Below are 25,809 nucleotides of genomic sequence, written 5' to 3'. Positions count from 1 at the left end.
TGTTCTTAAAGGCCACCCTGAGGCCACATTCTCGCACCCGCGATAGCCGCGCCAAACCGGTAAATCCATCACCAGTGTGGGGGCACACTTGGGGTGAAGGACCATGGCATCAGGGGTGGTGGGCATGGGCACTCAGTTCGGCGGCGGGTTGGACCTGCCCGCTGGACAAGCGTCCATTTGGGTGAGCGGCAGCGCCGCCAATCCGCAGATTACGGTGGCCGATTACAGCTTCGGCACCAGCTATATTTTCGACATCGGTGCGACCGGCGCGCTGAGCGGGGCGGGGGAGCGCGTCCACCTGACCGAGACCCGGATCGCAACGACGATCAACGGCGTTTCAGGCAGCCTCTCGAGCGCCGCGATCGAGGACGCCCGTGCCGATCTCGCGCAGGGCGGCACCAGCGCGCGGCTCGGCTTTCTCGACCCGCTCGCCAACCAATCCCAGGCGATCAGCCTGCTCGCGGGCGAGATCGAGGGGAAATTCGTGGTGATCGCGGCGCCGGCCGAGGGCGCGGGCTTCACCGTCTATGGCTGGAACGACAAGAAATCGGTGGTCAGCACGATTCAGGCCGTCGCCGACAGCACGGCCACCTATCTCGACCGGGTCTCCGACATCGCGCTGGTGCAATCGGGGGGGGCGAGCTTCCTCTTCGCGGGCTCGGCCACCGAACATGGCGTGAGCGGGTTCGAGATCGACGCGACCGGCCATGTAACCGCCGTCGAGAGCCTCGGCAAACCCGACTCCGTGCCGATCCAGACGGTCACCGCGCTCGGCTCGGCCACGATCGGCACGCAGGGGTTTCTCGTCGTCGCGGCGAGCGGCTCGTCGAGTCTGACGGTGATGAAGGTCGGCGCCGATGGCAGCCTCGATGTCACCGATCATGTGATCGACGACCTCAACACCCGCTTTCAGGGCGTCACCCAGCTCGAGGTGATCACCGTCGACGACCATGTCTTCGTGCTCGCCACCGGCATGGATGACGGGATCACGCTCTTCGAGCTGACCCCGGAGGGGCGGCTCGTGCTGATCAACAGCCTCGCCGATAGCGACGATCTCGTGCTCGACGGGGTGACGAGCCTCGCCGCGGTCGAGGTCGGCGACGCGATCCAGATTTTCACCACCGCGGCGGGCGAGGCGGGGCTGGGCCAGTTCAAGATCGACATCTCGAACCTCGGCGCGGTGACCTCGCAGGGCTCGGGCAAGCTCACCGGCACCGCGGGCGACGATGTGCTCGCGCTGACCACCGGCGCGGGGCAGATCCTCGCGGGGGCGGGCAATGATATCCTGAGCGACGGGCCGGGCGCGGATACGCTGCAAGGCGGCGCCGGGCAGGATATCTTCGTGCTGAGCCTCGACGGCAAGACCGACACGATCTCGGATGTGACGCCCGGGCAGGACCTGATCGACATCTCCGGCTGGCCGATGATCTATGCGGCAAGTCAGGCGAACTTCACCGCGACTGCGACGGGCGGCACGCTGAGCTTTGGCGACGAGGTGCTCGTGCTCTTCAGCGCCTCGGGCAAGCCTTTGACCGCGGCGGATATTTCGGCGCTGATCCCGTTCGTGACGAGCCATGTCAAGGTGGTGGAACAACCGCTTCAGGTGAGCGAGCCCGAACCCGTGCCGGAGCCAGACCCCCCGCCGGAGCCAGAACCCGAGCCCGAGCCCGAGGGGCCGGTGGCGCTCACCCTCCTCGGCACGCCGAGCGCCGATAGCCTCGTCGGCGGCGAGGCGGGCGATCTGATCGACGGCGATGAGGGCAACGACCTGCTCTATGGCAACGGCGGCGATGACTGGCTCGTCGGGCGCGGCGGCAATGACAGCATCTACGCCGGGGCGGGCAATGATGCGGTGGCCGCGGCGGAGGGCGATGACCTCATCTATGGCGGCGCGGGCCACGACAATATCGGCGCGGGCACCGGCGACGACACCGTCTTCGGCGAGACCGGCAATGACACGATCGGCGGCGGCGCGGGGCTCGATTCGCTGCGCGGCGGCGACGACAATGACGCGATCAGCGGCGGGCCCGATGCCGATATTCTCTTCGGCGACGCGGGCAACGATTCGATCGCGGGCAGTTTCGGCAACGACACCGTCGACGGCGGCGACGGCGATGACGACCTCGGCGGCGGCACCGGGCGCGACACATTGATCGGCGGCGCCGGCAACGACCGGCTCGGCGGCGGCGAGGGCGACGATTCACTCTCGGGCAACGCCGGCAACGATTTCATCGCCGGCGGCGGGCGCAACGACACGCTCTCGGGCGGCGCGGGCGTGGATTCGCTCAACGGCGGCGAGGGCGATGACCTGCTCACCGGCGGCGACGGCGCGGATACCTTCATCTTCAACGACTTGATCGACGGCGAATACGACACGATCACCGATTTCGAGGACGGGCTCGACAAGATCCGCCTGAGCGGCATCGACCCCGCGGCCAGCGGCGGCCGGTTCGGCGCGCTCACCCTGACCTCGGTCAGCGGCGGCACGGTGGTGAGCTACCACGGCCACGAAATCCTGCTCGAGGGCGTCGTCAAGGCGGATCTCTCGGCGGATGACTTCATATTCGTCTGAAAGGTAGGGTTTTTCGCCTTTGAGATGAGCAATCTTATCGGCTAGGCTCACGGGTGCGTTACCCGAGGGAAGATGATTATGAGCCTTGATTTCTCGTCCAAAGCGAGCCTGTCGGACGACAGCCTGACGCGCGATGCCGCGCTGACCGAAAGCACCGACGCCGCGGCCTCGACCGCGACCTCCTACACGCTGGCGGTCGACGATACGGTCACCGGGCATGTCGGCACCTCGGGCGACAAGGATTGGTACAAGGTCACGCTGACCGCGGGCGAGGGCTATGTGTTCTCGGCCTGGGGCGCCACCGGCCAGAGCACCGGCGTGGATGACACCCTGCTCTCCGTCTACAATTCGAACGGCACGCTGATCGCCTCGAATGACGATGTCACGAGCTACAACCGCTTCTCGCTGATCGATTTCACCGCAAGCTACAGCGGCACCTATTACGTCGCCGTCGGCGCCTATGGCAGCGAGACCGGCGCCTATACGCTGCAGGTCGCCGATGATGTCTACACGCCCGAGCAGATCTCCTCCTACACCGTCGATTTCGACTGGGGGATCTCGGCGCCGATCCATTTCGACGCCGAGGCGGGCGATACGATCACCGTCAACATCACCGGCCTGACCGCCGACGCCAAACAGCTCGCGCTCTGGGCGCTCGAGGCCTGGTCGATCGCCACCGGGATCACCTTCACCACGACCACGAGCGCGACCGCCAATATCATCTTCGACGATACCGAAAGCGGCGCCTTCGCCGGCCCGGTCAGCTACAACCCGAACACCGGGATCCTGACGCAGGCCTCGGTCAATGTCGGCGCCGATTGGGTCGCCTATTACGGCTCCACGATCGACAGCTATTCCTTCCAGACCTATATCCACGAGATCGGCCATGCGCTCGGGCTCGGCCATACCGGCCCCTATGACGGCTCGGCGACCTATGGCACCGACAATGCCTATCTGAACGACAGCACGGTCTATTCGATCATGTCGTATTTCAGCCCCGAGGAAAACACGACGATCGACGGCGACTTCCTGTCGGTGATCACGCCGATGATGTCCGATTACATCTCGATGGAAACCCTCTACGGCGGCGGCAGCACCGCCTATTCCGGCAACACCACCTGGGGCGCGAATTCGAACGTCGGCGGTTACCTCGGCGAGATCTTCGGGATGATCTTCGACGGCGACGCGGTCGACAGCGACCTCTACGCCGGCGCCGAGATTGTCTTCACCATCTATGATACCGGCGGCTATGACACGCTCGATGTCTCGGTGTTCAGCACCGATCAGGTGATCGACCTGACCCCGGAGGGGATCTCCGACATCGACGGCGTGCTCAACAGCATGACCATCGCCTCGGGCACGATCGTCGAGGCGGTGCTCTCCGGCGCGGGCGATGATACGATCACCGGCAACAGCGCCAACAACTCGATCGACGCGGGCACCGGCAATGACGTGGTCGACGGCGGCGCGGGCAGCGACACCGCGGTGATCGCCGGCACGATGGCGGCGGCGACGGTCACGGTTCTCTCCTCGGGGCTGCGGATCGTCTCGGCCGATGGCACCGATCTCTTCACCAATGTCGAATATTTCCAGTTCGCCGACGGCACCTACAGCTATGCCCAGCTCACCGGCGAGGATACCGGCGGCGGCGGCTCGGGCGATGGCGTCGAGCTCGGCGATGATACCGAGACCGAGGATCAGTATCTCACCGGCGGCACCGGCGACGACACGATTTATGGCGGCGCGGGCGATGACCTGCTCACCGGCAATGAGGGCGATGACGAGATCTATGGCTCGAGCGGCGACGATGGTCTGCGCGGCAATTCCGGCGCCGATACGATCGACGGCGGCGCGGGCAACGACAACATCTCGGGCTCGGACGGCAACGATATCCTCGACGGCGGCGACGGCGACGACCTGATGGGCGGCGGGCTCGACAACGATTCGATGTCGGGCGGCACCGGCAATGATTTCATGGGCGGCGGCATGGGCAATGACACCGTGTCGGGCGATGGCGGCAACGACACCGTCAACGGCGGCGCGGGCGACGACCTCATGATGGGCGAGACCGGCAACGACATCATGGGCGCGAGCTTCGGCAACGACACGCTCGACGGCGGCGAGGGCGCCGATGCGATGGGCGGCGGCTCGGGGCGCGATTACCTCTGGGGCGGCTCGGGCGACGACTCGATCGGCGGCGGCGAGGGCGATGACACGATCAACGGGCTCGGCGGCGATGACCTGCTCTCCGGCGGCGACGGCAACGATCTGCTCTCCGGCGGTGACGGCAATGACGGTCTGCAAGGCCAGGGCGGCAATGACACGCTGGTCGGCGGCAACGGCAACGACAACCTCGCGGCCTCGGACGGCGATGACATGCTGCAAGGCGACGCCGGCGATGACCTGATGGGCGGCGGCACCGGCAATGACTCCATGGACGGCGGCGACGGCAACGACTTCATGGGCGGCGGCATGGATAACGACACCATGACCGGCGGCACCGGCAACGACACCGTCAACGGCGGCGCCGGCAATGACTCCATGGACGGCGGCGACGGCAACGACATCATGGGCGCGAGCTTCGGCAACGACACCCTGATGGGCGGCACCGGCAACGACGACATGGGCGGCGGCACCGGGCGCGACTATCTCACCGGCAACGGCGGCAACGACTCGATCGGCGGCGGCGAAGGTGACGATACGATCTTCGGCGGCGCGGGCGACGACTTCCTCGCCGGCGGCGGGCGCCATGACCTGATCGACGGCGGCCTGGGCGATGACGTGATCAACGGCGGTCAGGGCGACGACACCATGACCGGCGGCGACGGCGCGGATGTCTTCGTGTTCAACGGCATGATCGACGGCGATGTCGACACGATCCTCGACTTCGAGGATGGCGTGGACATGTTCCGCATCTCCGGCGTCGAAAACGCGCCTGGCTCGGGCATGAACGGCTATGTCGCGGCCCTCAACATCACCAACACCACCATCGACGGCGAGGCCGGTGTCTCGATGACCTATGGCGGTCAGGTGATCTATGTGGTCGGCGTCAGCGCCGCCGAGCTGACCAAGGACGATTTCATCTTCGCCTGATCCCGGCGCCGACTTATCCACAGAGGCGGGCCTTCGGGCCCGCCTTTTCTGTGGAAGATCTCGCCGATGCAGAATTTTCGGCTGGCAATTCGGGCGGTCATGATTAGAACGGAGCTGTCTCATGGTCTGGGGGGATCGTATTGAGCCGCTTGCTTACCACCGTCGGCTTCACGCTGACGATCCTTGTTGCTGCGTCCTGCACGACCCCTCGGGGGGCGGCGCTGACGCGTGAAATCGTCCGCGAGGAAACCGCGCCGGATCAAGATTTTGCGGTGATGCGCGTCGGTCGCGACAATATCGCGCAGATCCAGGCCTTTCCGCGCACCGGCCCCTCGGGCGGGGCGAACTGGCCCGGCCCGCATCGGGGCGCCGATACCGGCGTGATCGAGACGGGCGACACGCTCGATCTGATGGTCTGGGACAGCCAGGAAAACTCGCTGCTGACGCAAAACGCCAGCCGCAGCTCGACCATGAAAGGCCTGGTCGTCACCGAATCCGGCGATGTCTTCGTGCCCTATATCGACAGCGTTTTCGTGCGCGGGCTGACGCCGACGCAGGCGCGGGCCAAGATCCAGAAGGCGCTCGAGCCGATCTCGCCCACCGCGCAGGTCCAGCTCAACGTGACCCAGGGCCGGCTCAACACCGTCGACGTGGTCTCGGGCGTGGCCAAGCCGGGCAGCTTCCCGCTCGCTGATCGCAACACCTCGGTGCTCAGCGTGATCGCGCAGGCCGGCGGTATCCCGGCCAATCTGCGCAACCCCGAGGTGCGGCTGATCCGCGCGGGCAAGACCTATCGGATCCCGGCGCGCGAGCTGCTCTCGGATGCCTCGAGAAACATCCCCGTGCGCGGCAATGACAAGATCGTGGTGGCGGCGGATGAGCGTTACTTCACCGCGATCGGCGCCACCGGCAGCGAGGAGATCGTCTATTTCTCCAAGGCCCGGCTCACCGCGCTCGAGGCGCTGGCCGAGATCGGCGGGCTTGCCGATACCCGCGCCGATCCGAAGGGGCTGATCGTTCTGCGCGAATATCCGGCCTCGGCGGTCAAACCCGGCGGGCCCGAGCGCGCGCAGATGATCTTCGCCTTCGATCTGACCTCGGCGGACGGGCTCTTTGCGGCGCGCAAGTTCCAGATCAACCCCGAGGATACGGTCGTTGCGACCGAGGCCTCGCTCACCATGACGCGCAATGTGCTCTCGGTGATCGGCTCGGTTCTCGGCACGGCGCGCACCGCCACCTTGATCTCCGAATGATCCCTTCCGGCGCCCGCAGCCTCAGCGCTGCGGGGCCCCGGGCGGGTAGCCCAACATCTCGAAATCGACGCCATAGAGCCGCTCGAGCCGCGCAAGCGTCGCCGGCGCGATGAAATTCTCATAGCCGAAGTTCAGCCCCGAGACCTCGCGCGCGGGGCGGTCGCCGAGATAGCCCTGATGGCGCTCGGCGGCGATCTTGGTGCGGTTGAGCGTGCGCGGCTCATGGGTCAGGCCGAGCTCGGCGCAAAGCTCGGCGAGCTCGGCATCGAGGTTCTCGACATGCACGATCCGGTCATAGCGAAAGCCGCGCTCGCGCAGGAGCGGCGGCACCTGGGTTTCCCAATGGCCGTTGATCGGGATATGCGGCTTCTCGGCGAGATCGGCGCGCATCGCGGCGACGGTATCGAGGAACTGCTCATAGGTGATGATGTTATCCTCGGTCGTCTGACCGGTGATCTCGCAGAACTTGTCATGGAGCACCTGCGCGAAGGGCTCGAGATCGGCGCGGGTCATCAGGCGTTTGTCGCGGTAGACGAGGAACTTGTTGAAATAGGCGCTGATCGAGCGGGTGACCGGGTGGCGCGCGAGGATCACCGCGCGGTAGCCGCGCTTCTCGATCGCCTCGAGGCATTTCTGATAGGGCGCGCTGGTGGTGTGGAAATGGCTTTTCGCGGCCGGGCGCTCGGGCATGTTATCGGCGAGCAGGTTGAACAGCGTCGTGCAGGCGGCCTTTTGCGACCAGAAAAACACCGTCTTGTGGGGATCGTCGATATAACCGCGCCAGCCCATGGAGCCCTCCTCTTTGATCTCGGGCTAGCAAACCGGCGGGGCCGGGGCAACCGCTCTGCGCTCAGAAGTTCACGATGTCGCGGTGATACCGGCGCAGCAGCAACAGCCCGGCGGCGAAGGTCACGGCCGACACGGTGAACACATAGAGCGGCGAGACATAGGCGCCGTCATAGGTGGCGTAAAAGCCCTTGCGCGCCTGGCCGATGATATGGACGAGCGGGTTCCACCACAGCCAGCCGCGATAGGGCTCGGGGATGGAATCGAAGATGTAGAAGATGCACGACACGATGAAGAGCGGCCGCGTGATCACCGCCCAGGCGCGTTCCCACAAAGGGTAGCTCGAGAGCAGGAAGCAATTGAGCGTGCCGATCCCGAGGCCGAGCGCGAAGGCCATGGCGAAGGCCAGAAAGATCGCCGGCAGGTCGATGATCGCGTTGAGGCGGAAGACCAGGAAGATCAGCCCGTAGACGATCACCGCCACCATGACGAAGGTCAGCGCGTTGATCAGGAACCGCGCCACGATCGCGTCGATGAAGGTCACGCCGGGGTAGAACATCAGCGATTTCGAGAACCTGAGCGAGACCGAGATCTTCTGGCCGATATCCATATAGGCCATGAACGGCAGGATGCCCGAGGCGTAGAACAGCGGGAAGTTCGTGCCGATCGGCGGCGCCCGGAAGGCGAAGGAAAAGATGAAGGTCATCAGCATGATGCCCGCCACCGGCTCGAGCACGGCCCACAGATAGCCCAGCATCGAGCGGCCATAGGTCGTGCTCATCTCGCGCAGCATCAGCGCCGCGATGGTGCGCGCGGTGGCGAGGCTGCGGGGGCGTTGCGGGGCGCGCAGGCCCGGCGAGGGAAGTGCCGATTGAGTCATGGTGAAAAGTGACGTAACACAGTTGCCGAGATCTGCAAATCAGCAGAGTGAGCCGCTTTCGCCAACGATACGAACAGGTTTTCCGTGACTGATCCCGCCGAGGCGCCCGCGTCGCACCCCACTCGTCTGGCCGCCGCCGCGGCAAAGAAGCTCAAGCTCAAGGTGCGCCCGCCGGCCCAATTCGCGCGGCTGCAACGGCGCCACAAGCTCCTCGCGGCGTCTTTTGCGGCGGTGGTGGTGGCGCCGGTGCTGCTCGCGGGGCTCTATCTCTACGCGATCGCCAATGACCAGTTCGCCAGCCGCGTCGGCTTTTCGGTGCGCCGCGAGGAGGCAGGCTCCGCCGTCGAGATGCTCGGCGGGATCGCGCAGCTCTCAGGCTCGAGCTCGTCGGATACCGATATCCTTTACGAATACATCCGCAGCGAGGCGATGGTGCGCGCGATCAATGCGCGGATCGACCTGATGACGGTCTTTGCCAACCCGGGCGACCCGGTGTTCTCGATCGGCTCGGATGCGCGGATCGAGCAGATGCTCGCCTTCTGGAAGCGGATGGTCGATGTCTTCTACGACAGCTCGGCCGGGCTGATCGAGATCCGGGTGCTCGCCTTCGACCCCGAGGATGCGCAGCAGATCGCCACCGCGATCGCCGACGAGAGCAGCAAGATGATCAACCAGCTCTCCGCGATCGCGCGCGAGGATGCGACGCGCTACGCCCGCGAGGATCTCGACCAGGCCGTCGCCTCGCTCAAGGAGGCGCGCTCGGCGATCACCCAGTTCCGCGTGCGCAGCCAGATCGTCGACCCGCAGGCGAATGTGCAGGGCCGGATGGGGATCCTCAACAACCTGCAAGAACGCCTCGCCAGCGCGATGATCGAGCTCGACATGCTCGCCAAGGACGACCCGCGCCGCGGCGAGTTGCAGCAGCGCATCGATGTCATCCGCGGTCGCATCGCCGATGAGCGCAGCGAATTCGGCCGCGCCGAGCAGGAAAACCCGGACAATCTCGCCAATCTGATCAACGAATATGAATCGCTCACCGTCGATCAGGCCTTTGCCGAGAAGCGCTATCTGACCGCGCTTGCGACCTATGATGCGGCGGTGGCCGAGGCACAGCGCAAGTCGCGGTATCTCGCGATCCATATCCCGCCGACGCGGGCGGAAACCTCGGAATATCCGCGCCGCTTCGTGATCCTCTCGGCGCTTGCGGGGCTCTTGTTCGTCGCCTGGTCGATCATGGCGATGATCTATTATTCGCTTCGCGACCGGCGTTGATCCGATGATCGCGGGCGAGACGCCGATGATCGAGCTGCGCAACGTCTGCAAGACGTATGTGACGAACGGCCGGCGCAAGATCGTGGCGCAAAATGTCAACGCGATCTTCCCGGCGCGGCGCGCGGTGGCGGTTCTGGGGCGCAACGGGGCGGGGAAATCGACGCTTCTGCGGATGATCTCCGGCGCGATGGAGCCCGATAGCGGCGAGGTCGTGCGCCATGGCACGGTCTCCTGGCCGGTGGGCTTTGCGGGCAGTTTCCACCAGGATCTCACCGGGCTGCAAAACGTGCGCTTCATCGCGCGGGTCTACGGCGTCGATACCGATGAGCTGGTCGATTTCGTCGCCGATTTCGCCGAGCTCGGGCAGCATTTCAACCTGCCGGTGCGCAGCTATTCCTCGGGGATGAAATCGCGCCTCGCCTTCGGGGTGTCGATGGGGATCCATTTCGACACCTATCTCGTCGACGAGGTCACCGCGGTGGGCGATGCCTCGTTCAAGCGCAAATCCGAGGCGCTGTTTCAGCAGCGGATCTCGCAAAGCGCGGCGGTGATGGTCACCCATACGATGGGCCAGGTGCGACGGCTGTGCCACCACGCGGGCGTGCTCGAGAACGGCGTCTTCCATTTCTATGAAGATGTGGAGGACGCCATCGCCCATCATGAGCGGCTGATGGGCGGCGACGACAAGGGCGACGAGTGATCAGCCCCTGCGGCGGTTGTCGAAGCCGAATTCGCTGAGCAGAACCTCGTTTTGCGGGGCGAATTGCTCCTCGGCGAAGGCGATGCGCTCGGGGCTCTTGCCGGCGTCGCGCTCGGCGGTCTTGTGGAAGGCCGCGCGCAGCATGTCGCGGATCTCGCCATCCGAGATCTTCGGGTTGCGCATCGCCTCGGCGATCCGGTCGCAATCCTCCATCCGCAGCGACGGGTTGGTCAGCGCGCTCGGCACCTCCCAGCTCGCCAACGCCTGCGGCCCGATCAGCCCCTCGATCACCGGGCGGATCTCGCGGTGGCTGGCGAGGATGATCTTCCGGGCGGGGAAGCGCGCGCCCCAGTTGCGGGCATAGAGCGCGGGTTTCATCGTCGAGGCGCGGCGGATGGTGAAATCGCGGAAGGTCATGCCGTTATAGGGCTCGCGCGTTTTCAGATAGGTCTCGAAATGCTGTTTCATGAACTGCGAGTAATCGCCGAACATGAATTCGCTGAACGGGCGCAGGAACATGATCACCTGCACCTCGATCCCGGCCTTGGCGGCGATCGCGTGCAGCGCATCGCCCTTTTTCGGCATCGAGAAGAGATCCTCGTGGCTGAGCACGACGGTGTGGATCCCCGGGGTGAACCAGCCGAGCACGGTCGCGGCGTCGAGCTCGGCGAGGGCGGCGGCGTTGCCCGGGTGGGTGCCCGCGGGTTTGGGGTAGCTCACCCCGGCGGCGCGCAGGCTCTCGCCGTTATGGGCCATCACCTGTTGCAGGTAGGTCGAGCCGCATTTGGGCGAGCCAACGTGGAGCAGGATCCGTTTCGTCATCGTCTTATCCATTCTGTCGGGGCAGGTCGGCCGCGAGGCGGTCGGCGAGGAGGTCGATCATCTCATCGGGCGGCAGGCCAAGCGCCTTGAGGTCGATCGCGCGCTCGGCCTCCTCGACCGGGGCCATCGCCCAGGCGCGGCGCAGCGCGGCGGTCAGCTCATCGGCGTCGGGCGTGGCCGAGACGATCGCGGGGCTGAGCGTGGAGAGGTCTTTCGGGCCGAAGCTGTTGGTCACGACGCGCACGCCCGAGGCCGCCATCTCGATCGGCGGGTGGCTCGGGTGGGGCGAATACATCAGCGAGAGGCCGAGATCGAGGCCCCGCAGGAAACCCGGATATTCCTCCCAGGGCAGCTTGCCGTGGCTCGCGAGCGTCAGCCCGTTGGGCAGGCTCACCGGCGCGTGGCGCAGCCCGACGGAGATCAGCTCGATGTCCTCGGGGCCGAGATTTTCGGCCTCGATGAAACGCGCGAGCACCTCGATCGCCATCGCATACATGTTGCGCGGCACCTCGGGGCGGCCGTAAAGCGCGAGCCGGCGCGGACCGCGGCGCGGCGGGCGGGCGCCGGTCGCGTAGCGGGCGATCTCGATCGCGGGGTGGAAGCACAGCGGCGCCTGCGTGCCGAGGCGATAGCCCTTTTCGGCCATGAAATCGCGCAGGAGCGAGGTGTTGTAGATCGGCTCGAAGGGCAGCGCATAGCTCGCCACCGCATCGGCATATTCCGGGCCCCAGGCGTAGAAATTGGGCTCGTAATCCTGGATCAGGTAGTGGAAGCGGCGCGCGGTGAAGCCGTGGCGGGCGATCAGCTCCTGCGCGACATGGGCGGTCCACCAGGCGGTGGCGAGGAAGAGATCGCCCGGGTGCGCGGGGATCGTTTCGCTCTGCACCCCGCAATGGAGCGCGATGCGGTCGGCGACCTCGAGGCCCGCGGCGGGGCTGAGGCGGCGCAGAACGAAGCTGCGCGAGGCGCCTTGCGAGGAGATCGGCAGATCGGTCGCGATGAAGGTGACGCGATAGCCGCGCTCGGCCAGCCCCACGCCGATGTCGATCGCGGTGAGGATGCCCGCGAAGATCTCGGTCGGGTTCAGGGTCGGCACGAGGACGGTGAAGCTCGGCGCGGGGGCGGTGAACTCGGGCGTCCAGCGCGGGCGTTTGCGCAGGTCGGTCAGGGTCTCGAATTTCACCGGCTTCGAGGAGGGCCCGCCCTCGAGCGAGGGGTGGCGGGGCGCGACGCCCGGCGAGAGTGAGTAGAGCCGTTCGTCAAAGGCCTCGAGCGCCTCGGTCATGCCGCGCGTCAGGCTGATGCGCAGCGCCCAGACGAGGCGGCCGACATGCACCGTGCCGAAGCCCAGCGCGATCCGGGCGAGGCCGAATTTGCCGCGCGCGGCGAGCGAGATCGCGTCGCGCAGGAAGCTCAGCCCGCCGCGGCGGCGCGCCAGATAGGGGCGCAGGGGCGCCAGATGCGCCTCGCCATGGGCGAGCTCGCCCGCGGCGGAAACCTCGGCGAGGCGGCCGTCGACGCTCTGCGCGAGATAGCGCGCGAGCGCGTAGCTCGCCGCCTCGCGGCGCAGCCACATGCCGTTGAGGCCGCGCAAGCGTTTGAAAAGGCGCGGGCGGGCGGCGTCGGAGCGGTCGACCGCGCCGATCGTGTTGGCGCCGTGCTGGCGGTAATCGACGAGCGGTTCGGGGATCAGCCGCACCCCGCCCAGCGCCGCGGCGACGAGGCCGAGCCAGAGGTCATGGTAGAAATGCACGCCGCTTTGCTGCGGGAAGGGCAGGGCGATCTCGACGACCCGGCGGCGCATCAGCACGGTCATGCCGGTGATGTTGTTGCGGTAGAGCAGCCCGCGCAGGCCCGGCGCGCGGGCGCGTTTTTCGAAGGCGAACATCGAGGGGGCGATCACCGCGCCCGCGCCATCGACGAGGCGCGCATCGGAATGGACGAGATCGGCGCCGCTGGCGCGCAGCTCGGCCACCCCGCGCGAGAGGCGGTTCGGGTGCCAGATGTCGTCCTGGTCGCACAGCGCGAAGAGCGCGTCCTCGGCGCCCTCCTTGCGGGCGAGGAACAGCGCCTCGGCAAGGCCCGCCTCGAAGCCGCGCACGGCGTCGAGCGTCTCGCCGGGGACATGGATATGCGGGTCGGCGAGGCCCACTTCGGCGCAGAGCGCGCGCACAAGGTCGGCCGAGACGCGATCGGAGATCACCGCGACGAGGCGGTGATCGCGGTGGTCTTGCGCGGCGATCGAGGCGAGCTGCGCGGCGAGGAAATCCCGGTTCGGCCGGAAGACGGCAAGAACGAGATAAACGCGGTCGGTCATTTGGTCGGCGGCTCGCTGTTGGGGCTGGCGGCGCGGGCTCAGAGGCCCTTTTGCAGCGCGTCGAAGGCGCGCAGCTTCGCGATCAGGGCGCCCATCTGGTCCACCGGGATCATGTTCGGCCCATCCGAGGGCGCGTTGTCGGGGTCTTCATGGGTCTCGATGAAGAGCGCCGAGACGCCGACCGCGCAGGCCGCGCGCGCGAGCACGGGCGCGAATTCGCGCTGGCCGCCCGAGGTCATGCCCTGGCCGCCCGGCTGTTGCACCGAATGGGTCGCGTCGAAAACCACCGGGTAGCCGGTCGCCGCCATGATCGGCAGGCCGCGGAAATCGGTCACGAGGGTGTTGTAGCCAAAGGAGGTGCCGCGGTCGCACAGCATGATGCGCTCATTGCCGGTCGAGGCGATCTTCTCGGCGACATTGCCCATATCCCACGGCGCGAGGAACTGGCCCTTCTTGACGTTGATCGCGCAGCCGGTCTCGCCCGCGGCGAGCAGAAGATCTGTCTGGCGGCACAGGAACGCGGGGATCTGCAGCACATCGACCACCGCGCCGGCGGGGGCGCATTGGGCGGCGTCATGGACATCGGTCAGGATCGGGCAGCCGAATTCATCGCGGATCTTCGCGAGGATCTCGAGGCCCTTCTCCATGCCCAGCCCGCGCTGGGTCTTGATCGAGGAGCGGTTGGCCTTGTCGTAGCTGGCCTTGAAGATGAATTTCGTGCCGGTGGGCGCGCAGGCCTCGGCGATTTTCTCGGCCATCATCCGGGCGTGGTCATAGCTCTCGAGCTGGCACGGGCCGGTGATCAGCGCGAAGGGCTCATTGCCCCCGATGGCGATATCGCCGACGGTCACGATCTTGGGGCTGGTCATCGGGGTCTCCTTTACGCGCAAACTGTTTCCCGCTGCTTAGCAAGTCTGCGCCCCGATGAAAAGGAAAGCGCGCGGGGGCTTGCGGGTTTTGGCACATTGGCCGCAGTTGCCGATTTCGCCGCAGGCGCGTAAGGAGAAGCAGGATCTTGATGGAGGCCGCGATGACCCGTCCGAAACCCGTTGTTCTGTGCATTCTCGATGGCTGGGGCGAACGCGCCGAGGTCGAGGGCAACGCCCCCGCGCAGGCCCGCACGCCGAACCTCGACCGCGTTTTCGCGACCTGCCCGAAGGCGACGCTGATCACCCATGGCCCCGATGTCGGGCTGCCGACCGGGCAGATGGGCAACTCCGAGGTGGGCCACACCAATATCGGCGCGGGGCGCGTCGTGGCGATGGATCTCGGCCAGATCGACCTCGCGATCGAGGACGGGTCGTTCTACCGCAACGAGGCGATCCTCGATTTCATCGCCAAGGTGAAGGCCGCGGGCGGGCGGGCGCATCTGATGGGGGTGATCTCGGATGGCGGGGTGCATGGCCATATCGAGCACACGCTTGCGGCCTGCAAGGCGGTGGCGGAGGCGGGCGTGCCGGTTGTGGTCCATGCGATCACCGACGGGCGCGACGTGGCCCCCGACAGCGCGGCGCGCTTCATCGACGATTTCGTGGCGCGGCTGCCGGCGGGCTGCACGATCGGCACGGTGATCGGGCGCTATTGGGCGATGGACCGCGACAACCGCTGGGAGCGGGTGGGGCTCGCCTATGACGCGATGGTCAAGGCCGAGGGGCTGACGGCGGCGAGCGCGGCCGAGGCGGTGGCGCAATCTTATGCCAAGGGCGAGATGGATGAATTCATCAAGCCGACCGTGATCGGCGATTATGCGGGCACGGCGGATGGCGACGGGGTCTTCTGTCTGAATTTCCGCGCCGACCGGGCGCGCGAGATCCTGCGCGCGCTGGCCGAGCCGGGGTTTGCCGAGCTTGATATCTCGGCGCGGCCGCGCTGGTCGGCGCTTCTTGGCATGGTCGAATATTCGGTCGACCACAACGCCTATATGGCGACGGCCTACCCCAAGCGCGATATCGTCAACACGCTGGGCGAATGGGTCTCGAAACAGGGGCTGACGCAGTTCCACCTGGCCGAGACCGAGAAATACCCCCATGTCACCTTCTTCCTGAACGGCGGCAAGGAGGCGCCTTGGGCGGGCGAGGATCGGTTCATGCCGAAATCGCCCAAGGTTGCGACCTATGATCTGCAACCCGAGATGAGCGCGCCGGAGGTCACCGACAAATTCGTCGAGGCGATCGAGAAGGGCTATGACCTGATCGTGGTGAACTATGCCAACCCCGATATGGTCGGCCATACCGGCAGCCTGCCCGCGGCGATTGCGGCCTGCGAGGAGATCGACCGCGATCTCGGGCGGGTTCTGGCGGCGCTGGAGGCGGCGGGGGGCGCGATGATCATCACCGCCGACCACGGCAATTGCGAGACGATGATCGACCCGGTGACGGGCGGGCCGCATACCGCGCATACCACCAACCTCGTGCCGGTGGCGCTGGTGGGCGGGCCGGCGGGGGCGCGGCTGCACAAGGGGCGGCTTGCCGATCTCGCGCCGACGCTGCTTGATCTGATGGGGCTCGACGTGCCGCCCGAGATGACCGGCAAGACGCTGATCGAGCGCTGATGCGGGGCGCGGTTCTCGCTTGGGTTCTCAGCGCGGGGGCGGCCCTGGCCAGCCCCGCGGCCGATAGCGCACTGAAGGCGGCCGAGGATCTGCGCGCCTCGATCGCGGCGCTGGATGCGGCCAAGACCAAGGCCGACCGGATCGCGGCGCTGAGCGAGACGATCAGCGCCTATGAGGCGGGGCTTGGCGCGCTGCGCGACGGGCTGCGGCGCGCGGCGATCCGCGAGGGCGAGATCGAGGCGGGGTTCGACGCCAAACGCGAGGAGATCGGCCGGCTTTTAGGGGTGATGAGCACGATGGAGCGCTCCGAGGGGCCGCTTTTGTTGCTGCACCCGGCGGGGCCCTTGGGCTCGGCGCGTTCGGGGATGGTGCTGAGCGCGGTGACGCCCGCGCTGCAGGCCGAGGCGGAGGCGATGCGCGGCGATCTCGAGGAGATCCGCACGCTGCAAGATCTGCAGATGAACGCCAAGAAGACGCTGGAACAGGGTCTGTTCTCGGTGCAATCGGCGCGCACGGCGCTCTCCGAGGCGGTGGCCGAGCGCGCGGCGCTGCCGGGGCGGTATCTTGAAGACCCGGAGGAGCTGCGCAAGCTCGTGGAAAGCGCCGATACGCTCGAGGGCTTTGCCACGGGGCTGGCCGATCTCGACAGCGACATCGGCGCGCCGCTCGAGGATTTCGCCGGCGCCGAGGGCACGCTCAGCCTGCCGGTGATGGGCTCGGTGCTGCGCCGGTTCAACGAGGCCGATGCCGCGGGGATCCGCCGCCCGGGGCTCTTGATCGCGACGGCGCCCGCCGCGCTCGTCACCGCGCCCTGGCCCGCGACGATCCGATATCGGGGGCCGCTTCTCGACTACGGAAATGTGATGATCCTCGAGCCCGCGGAGGGCTATCTTCTGGTTCTGGCCGGGCTCGGCACCGTCTATGGTGAGACCGGAGACGTGTTGCCGCGCGGGGCGCCGATCGGGTTGATGGGCGGCACCGAGCCCAGCGCGGAAGAATTCGGGGCGGATTTCATTCGTTCGGCGCAGAAAGGCGGTGGCGCCGGGCGGACGGAGACGCTTTATATGGAACTCAGGAAGGGCGACACGCCCGTGGACCCGGCCGCGTGGTTCACCCAGACGAAAGACCAGGACAAGGGTTGAGGATGAAAAAGTTCGTTATGGCCGCGCTTGGCGGCACCGTGGCCGGGGTGGTGCTCTCGACGCAGATCGCGGCGCCGCTTCTGGCTGATGAGGCCGCCAAACCCGGCTCGGTCTACGAGCAGCTCAACCTTTTTGGCGATATCTTCGAGCGGATCCGCACCGATTACGTCGAGCAGGTCGATGACAAGAAGCTCATCGAGGCGGCGATCAACGGGATGTTGAGCTCGCTCGACCCGCATTCGAGCTATCTGCCGCCCGATGATTACGACGACATGCGCGTGCAGACGCGCGGCTCCTTCGGCGGGCTCGGGATCGAGGTCACCCAGGAGGACGGCTTCGTCAAGGTCGTCTCGCCGATGGATGGCACGCCGGCGGCGGCGGCGGGCATCCAGTCGGGCGATTTCATCACCCAGGTCGATGGCGAGACGCTGATGGGGCTGACGCTCGATCAGGCGGTGGAGAAGATGCGCGGGCCGGTCGGCTCGGAGCTCACCGTGACGATCGCGCGCGAGGGCACGCCCGAGCCCTTCGACGTGACGCTGACGCGCGACACGATCAAGCTCACCGCGGTGAAGGGGCGGCTCGAGGGCAGCACGGTTGTGCTGCGGGTGACCACCTTCAACGACCAGACCTATCCGAACCTCGAGGCGAGCCTGAAGAAGGCGGTCGAGGAGGCCGGCGGCATCGACAAGGTGACAGGCTTCGTCATCGACCTGCGCAACAACCCGGGCGGGCTGCTCACGCAGGCGATCGCGGTGTCGGACGCGTTCCTCGACAAGGGCGAGATCGTCTCGACGCGCGGGCGCAAGGCCGAGGAGAGCGAGCGGTTCAATGCGACGCCGGGCGACCTCGCGCAGGGCAAGCCGATTGTCGTTCTGATCAACGGCGGGTCGGCTTCGGCCTCCGAGATCGTGACCGGGGCGCTGCAGGACCATCGCCGCGCGATCGTCGTCGGCACCAAGAGCTTCGGCAAGGGCTCGGTGCAGACGGTGATCCCGATCCAGGGCGAGGGCGCGATGCGGCTGACCACGGCGCGCTATTACACGCCCTCGGGGCGCTCGATCCAGGCGCTCGGCATTGCGCCCGATATCGTGGTGGCGCAGCCCGCGGCGAAACCCGAGGCCGAGACCGAGGACGAGGCCCATCAGACCACCTCGGAAGCCGATCTGCGCGGCGTGCTGACCAATGACTCGATGACCGAGGATGAGAAGAAGCAGGCCGAGGAGGAGCGCAAGAAGGCCGAGGAGGCCGCCAAGCTGCGCGTCGAGGATTATCAGCTCGCCTATGCGATCGACATCCTCAAGGGCTTCTCGGCGATTTCGGTCGAACAGGCCCCCACCGAGGCCGCGCCGGCCGAGAAGGCCCCGGCGAATTGATCCACGGGGGCCTTCGGGCCCCCTGTCTTCAGGAATGAGACGATGACCCCTGACGAAATTTCTGCCCTGCCGTATCGCAAGAACGTGGGGGTTGTTTTGGTGAACCAACAAGGGCTTGTGTTCACCGGCCAGCGCATCGACAACCCCGGCGCCGCCTGGCAGATGCCGCAGGGGGGCATCGACGAGGGCGAAAAGCCGAAAGAGGCCGCGCTGCGCGAGCTGTTCGAGGAGACCGGCGTGCGCGCCGATCTGGTCGAGAAGATCGCCAAGACGCGCGACTGGGTGACCTATGATCTGCCGGCCGATCTGGTCGGCAATATCTGGAAGGGCCGCTACCGGGGCCAGAAGCAGAAATGGTTCCTGTTCCGCTTTCTGGGCCAGGACAGCGATGTGAATATCGCGACCGAGCACCCGGAATTCTCGGTCTGGGCCTGGAAGCCGCATACCGAGGTGATCGAGGGGATCGTGCCGTTCAAACGCGCGGTCTACGAGGCGGTTTTCGACGAATTTCGAGACTATTTCGGCTGAAATCGCTCAGAAATCGAGGCCGAGGTCGAGCGTGCGCGCCGAATGGGTGAGCGCGCCCGAGGAGATGTAATCCACCCCCGTCGCGGCGACCTCGGCGATGCGCTCGAGCTTCATGTTGCCCGAGGCCTCGAGCACGACGCGCCCGGCGTTGAGCGCCACCGCGGCGCGCAGGGTGGCCGTATCCATATTGTCGAGCAAGATCACATCGGCGCCGCCGACGGCGAGGGCCTCTTCCATCTGCGCGAGGGTGTCGACCTCGAGTTCGACGCGCATCATGTGGCTGCGCGCCGCTTTCGCGGCCTCGAGAACGGCGCGGATGCCGCCGGCGGCGGCGATATGGTTATCCTTGATCAGGATCGCATCGGAGAGGCCGAACCGGTGGTTCGAGCCGCCGCCATGGGTGACGGCGAGTTTTTCGACGATGCGCAGGCCCGGGGTGGTCTTGCGGGTGCAGGTGATGCGGGTCGCGGTGCCGCGGGTTTGGGCGACGAAGGCGGCGGTGAGGGTGGCGATGCCGGTCAGGCGGCCCGCGAAATTGAGCGCGACGCGCTCGCCCATCAGGATCGAGGCGGCTTCGCCCTCGATGGTCATCAGGGTTTGGCCCGGCACGCAGGGCGCGCCATCGGCGACGCAGGTTTCGACCTTGAGCGCGGGGTCGACGAGGCGGAAGGCGAGCGCGGCGATCTGCATCCCCGAGACCACGCCGGCCTCGCGCGCGTTGAGCCGGGCGGTATAGCGCAGCCCGGCGGGCACCACCGCGCGGGTGGTGACATCGCCCATCGGCGTCAGGTCTTCCATGAGCGCGGCGCGGACGAGCGGTTCGAGGATGAAATCGGGGAGCGTCGTCATCTTACCTCCAGCGCGCGGGCGCGGATCTCGAGCGCCTCGGCAAGGGTGATATGGGTGCGTTGGGCCAGAACAGGGTCTGTTTGCGGGAAATCGGCGCGGAAATGGCCGCCGCGGCTTTCCTCGCGTTTGAGCGCGGCGGCGGCGATCAGGGTGGCGGTGGCGGTCATGTTGCGCATCGCCTCGCAGGCGGCGTCGGCCTCGACCTCGGCGATCACGCGCAGCGCCTCTGTCAGGCCCGCGGCGTCGCGCACCACGCCGACGCCGTCGGTCATCGCGCGGCGCATCCGGGCGACGGCGGTTTCATCGACCACGCAGCCGCCGGGCGGGAAATCGAGCGCGACCTCGGGGGTTTCGGCGGGGGCGGGCAGGGCAGCCGCGATCCCCTCGGCGCAGATTTTCGCGAAGACCAGCGCCTCGAGAAGGCCGTTCGAGGCGAGGCGGTTGGCGCCATGGAGCCCGGTCGAGGAGGCCTCGCCGCAGACCCAGAGCCGGCCAAGCGAGGCACGGCCCGCGGTATCCACATCGACGCCGCCCATATGGTAATGCGCCGCGGCGGCGACCGGGATCGGGCACGAAACAGGGTCTATTCCAGCGCGTTTGCAGGCTTGGGCGACGGCGGGGAAGCGGGTCAGCACCTCCTCGCCCAGCGCTGCGCGGGTGTCGAGGGCGGGCTCGCGGCCGGCCTGGCGCTCGAGGTAGACCGCGCGGGCGACGATATCGCGGGGGGCGAGTTCGGCGAGTTCGTGGACGGCGGGCATGAAGCGTTCGCCGCGCGCGTTGACGAGGATCGCGCCTTCGCCGCGCAGGGCCTCGGTCGCGAGGGGGGCGGGGTCTTCGCCGGTGGCGATCGCGGTCGGGTGGAACTGCACGAATTCCGGGTCGGCGATACGGGCGCCGGCGCGGGCGGCCATGCCGATCACCTGACCGCGGATGCGCGGGGGGTTCGTGGTCACGGCGAAAAGCCCGCCCGAGCCGCCGCCCGCAAGGAGCACCGCCGGGGTGCGGATCAGCAGCCGGCCCGAGGGCTCGCGCGCTTTTTCGACCCAGACGCCGGTGACCTGGCCGTTTTCGACCTCGAGCCCGGAGGCGAGAACCCCCTCGGCGACCTGCACGGAGGGGGTGGCGCGGACCTCGGCGATCAGGGTCTGCATGATCTCATGGCCGGCCTGGTCGCCCTTGACGCGGACGACGCGGGCGACCGAATGGGCGGCCTCGCGCGACATGACATAGCCGCCCTCGGCGTCGCGGTCGAAGGGGGTGCCAAGCGCGGTGAGGTCTAGGATATGGTGGCGCGCCTCGGCGGTGACGAGCCGCGCGACGGCGGGGTCGACGGTGCCGGCGCCGGCATATTCGGTATCGCGGGCGTGGGATTCGGAGCTGTCCGAGGCGGCCATGGCGGCGGCCACGCCGCCTTGAGCCCAGGCCGAGGAGGCGCCCTCGCCCAGGGTCTCGGGCGAGATCACCAGAACCGGCCGCGGCGCCAGTTTCAACGCCGCATAAAGCGCGCCAAGCCCCGCGCCGACGATCAGGACGCGATCGGTGGTGATCACTTCGCGACCGCCCGCGAGAGTTCGATCATCCGCTCGACCGCGATGCGCGCCTTGGCGGCGATCTCGGGGGCGACGAAGACCTCGGGCCCGTCGGTATGCAGAGACCAGAGGATTTTCTCGAGCGTGATCTTCTTCATGTAGGGGCACATATTGCAGGGCCCCACAAAATCTACCTCGGGCAGCGCGTCGGAGATATTCGACGCCATCGAGCATTCGGTGACGAGCATCGCCTTTTGCGGCTTCTCGCGGGCGACGTAATCGATGATCCCCGAGGTCGAGCCGGAGAAATCCGACGCGGCGACGACCGAGGGCGGGCATTCGGGATGCGCGATCACGCGGGTGTCGGGGTTCCATTTGCGGAACTCGGTGATGTCCTCGGTGGTATATTGTTCATGCACGATGCACGAGCCCGCCCACCAGACCACCTTCTTGTGCGGCACCTGGCGGGCGACGTTTTGCGCCAGATATTGGTCGGGGGTCATGATGATCGTCTCCTCGGGGAGCGCGGCGACGATCTGCGCGGCGTTCGAGGAGGTGCAGCAGATATCCGAGGCGGCCTTCACCTCGGCGGTGGTGTTGACGTAGCTGACCACCGGCGCGCCGGGATATTGGGCGCGCATCGTGGCGATGCCCTCTGCGGTGATCGATTCCGCCAGCGAACAGCCCGCCGCCATATCGGGGATCAGGACGCGCTTGGCCGGGTTCAGGATCTTCGAGGTCTCGGCCATGAAATGCACGCCGCATTGCACGATCGTCCCGGCCTCGACCTTGGTGGCCTCGATGGCGAGTTGCAGGCTGTCGCCCACGACATCGGCGACGCCGTGGTAGATCTCGGGCGTCATGTAGTTATGGGCGAGGATGACCGCGTTTTTCTCGGCCTTCAGGCGGTTGATTGCGCGGATATAGGGCGCGTGGCGGGCGAAATCCGCGAGCGGCACGACCCGATCCATCCGGGCGTGGATCTCGCGCATCTCTTCGGCAAGTTGCATCGAGGGCGCGAGGTCATAGGCCCCGGCCAGCGTCGCACGCATCGCAGCAAAGTCCAGCATGGGTCCCTCCCCCAAAACCGAGAACGGGTTGCATGTAAGGGCAATGCGCCGAGGGTTAAATGGGAAAATTGCGCGGAGGGGTGCAATTATGACAATTTTGCTGCGCCTCAGCGGTTCCAGATCGCTTTTTCGCCAAGCTTGGCGACGAAGGCGGCATGGGCCTCGGCCTCGGCATCGGTCAGGCGCGAGGGCAGGGCGACGGGGCGCGGGAAGGCGCGCCATTCCTCGGCGGGGCCTGCGTTTTTGGCCGGAACAGGGTCGATCGAGAGGCCAAAGCCTGGCTGGCGGCCGCCGATCAGCTCGAGATAGACATCGGCGAGGATCTCGCTGTCGAGGAGCGCGCCGTGGAGGGTGCGCGAGGAATTGTCGATGTTGAAGCGCCGGCAGAGCGCGTCGAGCGAGGCGGGCGAGCCCGGGAAGCGGCGCCGCGCCATCATCAGCGTATCGAGCGCGCGATCGGCGGCGATCAGCGGTTTCTTCGCCCAGCTGAGCTCGGCGTTGAGGAATTTCATGTCGAAGGCGGCGTTGTGGATGACGAGCTTCGCGTCCGGGCCGATGAAATCGAGGAAATCCTGCGCGATCTCGGCGAATTTCGGTTTGTCGCGCAGGAAGTCGTCGCCCAGCCCATGGACCTGGAAGGCCTCCATCGGCATGGCGCGTTCGGGGTTGATATATTGGTGATAGGTGCGGCCGGTGGGCATGTGGTTGAAGAGCTCGACCGCGCCGATTTCGACGATGCGGTGGCCTTCAGAGGGCTCAAAGCCGGTGGTTTCGGTATCGAGGACGATCTCACGCATGGCGGCTCCGGATCTCTTTGATCAGCGCGCGGACGGCGGCGCGGGTTTCATCGAGGCTGTGGGTTTCGATGACGTGATGGGCGCGGGCGCGTTTGGCCGCGTCGGGGAGCTGGCGGTCGAGGATCAGATCGAGCTGGGCCTCGGTCATCTGGCCGCGGGCGAGAACGCGGGCGCGTTGCACCGGCGCGGGGACGGAGACGACGAGCACCGCGTCGCAGAGCTGATCGGCGCCGGTCTCGAAGAGGAGGGGGATGTCGAGAAGGATCAGATCGGCCTCGGCATGGGCGGCGATGAAGGCCTCGCGGGCGGCGGTGGTGAGCGGGTGAACGATGGATTCAAGCCGCGATAGAGCCGCTTTTTCGGCATGCAGCGCCTCGCGCAGGCGGGCGCGATCGACCGCGCCCTCGACCACTGCGCCGGGGAAGGCGGCGGCGATCGGCGCCACCGCCGCGCCGCCCGGGGCGTAAAGCGCGTGAACTGTCGCATCGGCATCCCAGACCGGCACGCCCTCTTCGGCGAACATCTTCGCCGTGGTCGATTTGCCCATGCCGATCGAGCCGGTCAGGCCGAGGAGAAAGGGGCGGCTCATGCGCCGAGCACCGCGGCGCGCAGATCGGCGGTGACCTCGGGGCGGTGGCCGAACCAGCGCTCGAACCCGGGCACGGCCTGGTGCAGGAGCATGCCGAGCCCGTCGACCACGGTGCAGCCCATCGCCTCGGCCTCGGCAAGGAGCTTGGTTTTCAGCGGCGTGTAGACGACATCGGTCACCACCGCGCGGGGGTTGAGCGCGTCGAGCGGCACGCGGAATTCGGCCTTGCCAGCCATGCCGAGCGAGGAGGTGTTCACCACCGTCAGCGCGTCCTCGAGCATGTTGCCGGCCTGCACCCAATCATAGACGACGACGCGGGCGCCGAACTCGGCGCGCAGCGTCTCGGCGCGGGCGCGGGTGCGGTTGGAGAGCCGGATCTCCGGGCAGCCCATTTCGAGAAGCGAGGCGACGATGGCGCGCGCAGCGCCCCCCGCGCCGATCACCGCGGCGGGGGCCTCGGCGGGTTTCCAGTTGGGCGCAGCCTCGCGCAGGTTCGCGATGAAGCCATAGCCGTCGGTGTTATCGGCGTGGATCTTGCCATCGGCCCGGAAGATCAGCGTATTCGCCGCGCCGATCAGCGCCGCGCGATCCGAGATCACATCGGCGAAGGCGAGCACGGCCTCCTTGTGCGGGATCGTGACATTGCAGCCGACAAACCCCGCCTTCGGCAGCGCGCGCAGCACGATCTCGAGATCGCCCTCGGCGATATCCATCGGGATATAATGGCCGCGAATGCCGTATTTCTTCAGCCAGAACCCATGCAGCGCGGGCGAGCGCGAATGGGCGACGGGCGAGCCGATGACGCCGGCGAGCGGGATCCGGGGGTGGTCGGTCATGTGGTCAGATCTCCTCGGGCGCGAAGCCAGTTCAGGAATTCGATGAGCGGCAGGCCCAGAACCGCAAAGTAATCGCCTTCGACGGCGGAGAAAAGCCGCACGCCCTCTTCCTCGAGTTTGTAGCAGCCCACCGCGTGGCGGATGCTCTCCCAGTTGCGGGCGATATAGTCGGCGATGAAGGGCTCGGAGAGCTCGTGCATCTTGAGGCGGACCTCGGCGACATGGCGCCAGAGCGGTTTGCCATCGCGCAAGACGACGAGGGCGGAGAGCAGGCGATGGGTCTGGCCCGAGAGCGCGCGCAGCTGTTCGGCGGCGTCCTCCGGCGTTTCGGGTTTGGCGAAGACGCGGCCCTTGAGCTCGAGCACCTGATCGGCGCCGAGCGTCAGCGCGCCGGGGTTGGCGGCGGAGACCTTGGCGGCCTTCATCTCGGCCAGCGCATCGGCAAGATCGCGCGGGCGGGCGCCCTCGGCCTCGAGCGCGGCGCGGATCATCCCCTCGTCGATGCGGGCGGGGCGGGTGGTCACCTCGAAGCCCGCGTTGCGCAACAGCGTGGCGCGGATTTGCGATTGCGAGGCGAGGAGGAGGGGGAGGCTCATGGGGATAACTCGCGGGAGAAGCGCAGGGGAAAGTCTGGGGATGGGTCTGCGATATCTGTTTCCTCCCCAATCCGGGGCGGTTTTGTCAAGGAAACCTTAATCTTTTCCCGCTGTGGGCGGGGGCCCGGGCGGGCTGTGGGCTTTCGCCGCACGGGGGCGGGTCATTTCGCGAACATCCACAGGGCGGCGGAAAATTGGCAGGCGCGCAACGCGCTGAAATCGCGCGATTTTTCGGAACATATCCCAAGACG

The 25,809-nt window shown here is 67.0% G+C and carries 21 protein-coding genes; 9 read left to right on the top strand and 12 right to left on the bottom strand.

All coding sequences use genetic code 11. The annotated features are described in order from the left end of the window. Nucleotides 1-103: 103 nt before the first annotated feature. From LPB142_RS01215 to LPB142_RS01205, 3 genes are all read left to right on the top strand, one after another. Nucleotides 104-2,572, top strand: coding sequence for a calcium-binding protein (locus tag LPB142_RS01215; RefSeq protein WP_156894289.1), 2,469 nt, complete (start codon nucleotides 104-106; stop codon nucleotides 2,570-2,572). Between the two features lie 78 nt (nucleotides 2,573-2,650). Next, nucleotides 2,651-5,665, top strand: a complete 3,015-nt coding sequence (locus LPB142_RS01210) for a M10 family metallopeptidase C-terminal domain-containing protein (protein WP_198037855.1) — start codon at nucleotides 2,651-2,653, stop codon at nucleotides 5,663-5,665. 140 nt (nucleotides 5,666-5,805) lie between these two features. Further along, nucleotides 5,806-6,918 (top strand): polysaccharide biosynthesis/export family protein, encoded by a 1,113-nt coding sequence (locus LPB142_RS01205; RefSeq protein WP_068766437.1) that lies wholly within the window; start codon nucleotides 5,806-5,808, stop codon nucleotides 6,916-6,918. A 21-nt stretch (nucleotides 6,919-6,939) separates the two neighbouring features. Here the strand turns inward: LPB142_RS01205 and LPB142_RS01200 are convergent, their stop codons facing one another. Further along, nucleotides 6,940-7,707 carry a sulfotransferase family 2 domain-containing protein gene (locus LPB142_RS01200; RefSeq protein ID WP_068766438.1) on the bottom strand — a complete coding sequence of 256 codons (768 nt, stop codon included), beginning with the start codon at nucleotides 7,705-7,707 and terminating at the stop codon, nucleotides 6,940-6,942. 61 nt (nucleotides 7,708-7,768) lie between these two features. Then, nucleotides 7,769-8,584, bottom strand: coding sequence for an ABC transporter permease (locus LPB142_RS01195; protein WP_082872941.1), 816 nt, complete (start codon nucleotides 8,582-8,584; stop codon nucleotides 7,769-7,771). 84 nt (nucleotides 8,585-8,668) lie between these two features. Between LPB142_RS01195 and LPB142_RS01190 the strand changes: the two genes are divergently transcribed. Continuing rightward, on the top strand, nucleotides 8,669-9,856 hold the full coding sequence (locus LPB142_RS01190) for a sugar transporter (RefSeq protein ID WP_231879010.1): 1,188 nt from the start codon (nucleotides 8,669-8,671) through the stop codon (nucleotides 9,854-9,856). Between the two features lie 25 nt (nucleotides 9,857-9,881). After that, nucleotides 9,882-10,556, top strand: a complete 675-nt coding sequence (locus LPB142_RS01185) for an ABC transporter ATP-binding protein (protein WP_068766543.1) — start codon at nucleotides 9,882-9,884, stop codon at nucleotides 10,554-10,556. On the opposite strand, the gene LPB142_RS01180 is transcribed toward LPB142_RS01185, so the two are convergent. From LPB142_RS01180 to kdsA, 3 genes are read right to left on the bottom strand one after another with little or no spacing between them, the layout of a single operon-like run. Beyond that, a complete protein-coding gene (locus LPB142_RS01180) occupies nucleotides 10,557-11,378 on the bottom strand; it encodes a hypothetical protein (RefSeq protein ID WP_071167075.1) in 822 nt (273 codons plus the stop codon). Between the two features lie 4 nt (nucleotides 11,379-11,382). Beyond that, a complete protein-coding gene (locus tag LPB142_RS01175) occupies nucleotides 11,383-13,695 on the bottom strand; it encodes a rhamnosyltransferase WsaF family glycosyltransferase (RefSeq protein ID WP_071165260.1) in 2,313 nt (770 codons plus the stop codon). Nucleotides 13,696-13,733: 38 nt separating this feature from the next. Continuing rightward, on the bottom strand, nucleotides 13,734-14,564 hold the full coding sequence (gene kdsA, locus LPB142_RS01170) for a 3-deoxy-8-phosphooctulonate synthase (protein WP_071165259.1): 831 nt from the start codon (nucleotides 14,562-14,564) through the stop codon (nucleotides 13,734-13,736). A 161-nt stretch (nucleotides 14,565-14,725) separates the two neighbouring features. Between kdsA and gpmI the strand changes: the two genes are divergently transcribed. From gpmI to LPB142_RS01150, 4 genes are read left to right on the top strand one after another with little or no spacing between them, the layout of a single operon-like run. After that, the gene (gene gpmI, locus LPB142_RS01165; protein WP_071167074.1) at nucleotides 14,726-16,246 is read left to right on the top strand and encodes a 2,3-bisphosphoglycerate-independent phosphoglycerate mutase; all 1,521 of its coding nucleotides are present in this window, start codon (nucleotides 14,726-14,728) and stop codon (nucleotides 16,244-16,246) included. After that, entirely contained in the window at nucleotides 16,243-17,388 is a 1,146-nt protein-coding gene (locus LPB142_RS01160; RefSeq protein ID WP_071165258.1) for a murein hydrolase activator EnvC family protein, read from the top strand. Before gpmI ends, LPB142_RS01160 begins: the two co-directional genes overlap by 4 nt. 2 nt (nucleotides 17,389-17,390) lie before the next feature. Then, nucleotides 17,391-18,764: a S41 family peptidase gene (locus LPB142_RS01155; RefSeq protein WP_068766442.1), complete on the top strand. Its 1,374-nt coding sequence runs from the start codon at nucleotides 17,391-17,393 to the stop codon at nucleotides 18,762-18,764. Nucleotides 18,765-18,806: 42 nt separating this feature from the next. Then, nucleotides 18,807-19,292, top strand: coding sequence for an RNA pyrophosphohydrolase (locus tag LPB142_RS01150; protein WP_068766443.1), 486 nt, complete (start codon nucleotides 18,807-18,809; stop codon nucleotides 19,290-19,292). Between the two features lie 6 nt (nucleotides 19,293-19,298). Here LPB142_RS01150 and nadC read toward each other — a convergent pair whose 3' ends face one another. The 7 genes from nadC to LPB142_RS01115 form a co-directional block, all read right to left on the bottom strand. Next, the gene (gene nadC, locus LPB142_RS01145; protein ID WP_071165257.1) at nucleotides 19,299-20,141 is read right to left on the bottom strand and encodes a carboxylating nicotinate-nucleotide diphosphorylase; all 843 of its coding nucleotides are present in this window, start codon (nucleotides 20,139-20,141) and stop codon (nucleotides 19,299-19,301) included. Next, complete coding sequence (locus tag LPB142_RS01140) at nucleotides 20,138-21,691, bottom strand: L-aspartate oxidase (RefSeq protein WP_071165256.1); 1,554 nt, start codon at nucleotides 21,689-21,691, stop codon at nucleotides 20,138-20,140. Before LPB142_RS01140 ends, nadC begins: the two co-directional genes overlap by 4 nt. Then, the gene (gene nadA / locus LPB142_RS01135) at nucleotides 21,688-22,740 is read right to left on the bottom strand and encodes a quinolinate synthase NadA (RefSeq protein WP_071165255.1); all 1,053 of its coding nucleotides are present in this window, start codon (nucleotides 22,738-22,740) and stop codon (nucleotides 21,688-21,690) included. Before nadA ends, LPB142_RS01140 begins: the two co-directional genes overlap by 4 nt. A 107-nt stretch (nucleotides 22,741-22,847) precedes the next feature. Then, entirely contained in the window at nucleotides 22,848-23,537 is a 690-nt protein-coding gene (gene dnaQ, locus LPB142_RS01130) for a DNA polymerase III subunit epsilon (RefSeq protein WP_071165254.1), read from the bottom strand. Continuing rightward, nucleotides 23,530-24,126, bottom strand: a complete 597-nt coding sequence (gene coaE / locus LPB142_RS01125; RefSeq protein WP_071165253.1) for a dephospho-CoA kinase — start codon at nucleotides 24,124-24,126, stop codon at nucleotides 23,530-23,532. The genes dnaQ and coaE overlap by 8 nt, the downstream gene beginning before the upstream one ends. Beyond that, complete coding sequence (locus LPB142_RS01120) at nucleotides 24,123-24,962, bottom strand: shikimate dehydrogenase (protein WP_071165252.1); 840 nt, start codon at nucleotides 24,960-24,962, stop codon at nucleotides 24,123-24,125. The genes coaE and LPB142_RS01120 overlap by 4 nt, the downstream gene beginning before the upstream one ends. Further along, nucleotides 24,959-25,558: a Maf family protein gene (locus LPB142_RS01115; protein WP_071165251.1), complete on the bottom strand. Its 600-nt coding sequence runs from the start codon at nucleotides 25,556-25,558 to the stop codon at nucleotides 24,959-24,961. The genes LPB142_RS01120 and LPB142_RS01115 overlap by 4 nt, the downstream gene beginning before the upstream one ends. Nucleotides 25,559-25,809 lie beyond the last annotated feature (251 nt).

This window comes from Rhodobacter xanthinilyticus (assembly GCF_001856665.1).
Lineage (GTDB): Bacteria > Pseudomonadota > Alphaproteobacteria > Rhodobacterales > Rhodobacteraceae > Rhodobacter > Rhodobacter xanthinilyticus.
The sequence above is the reverse complement of the archived record's forward strand: the minus strand, read 5'-3'. Positions and strand labels throughout refer to the sequence as shown.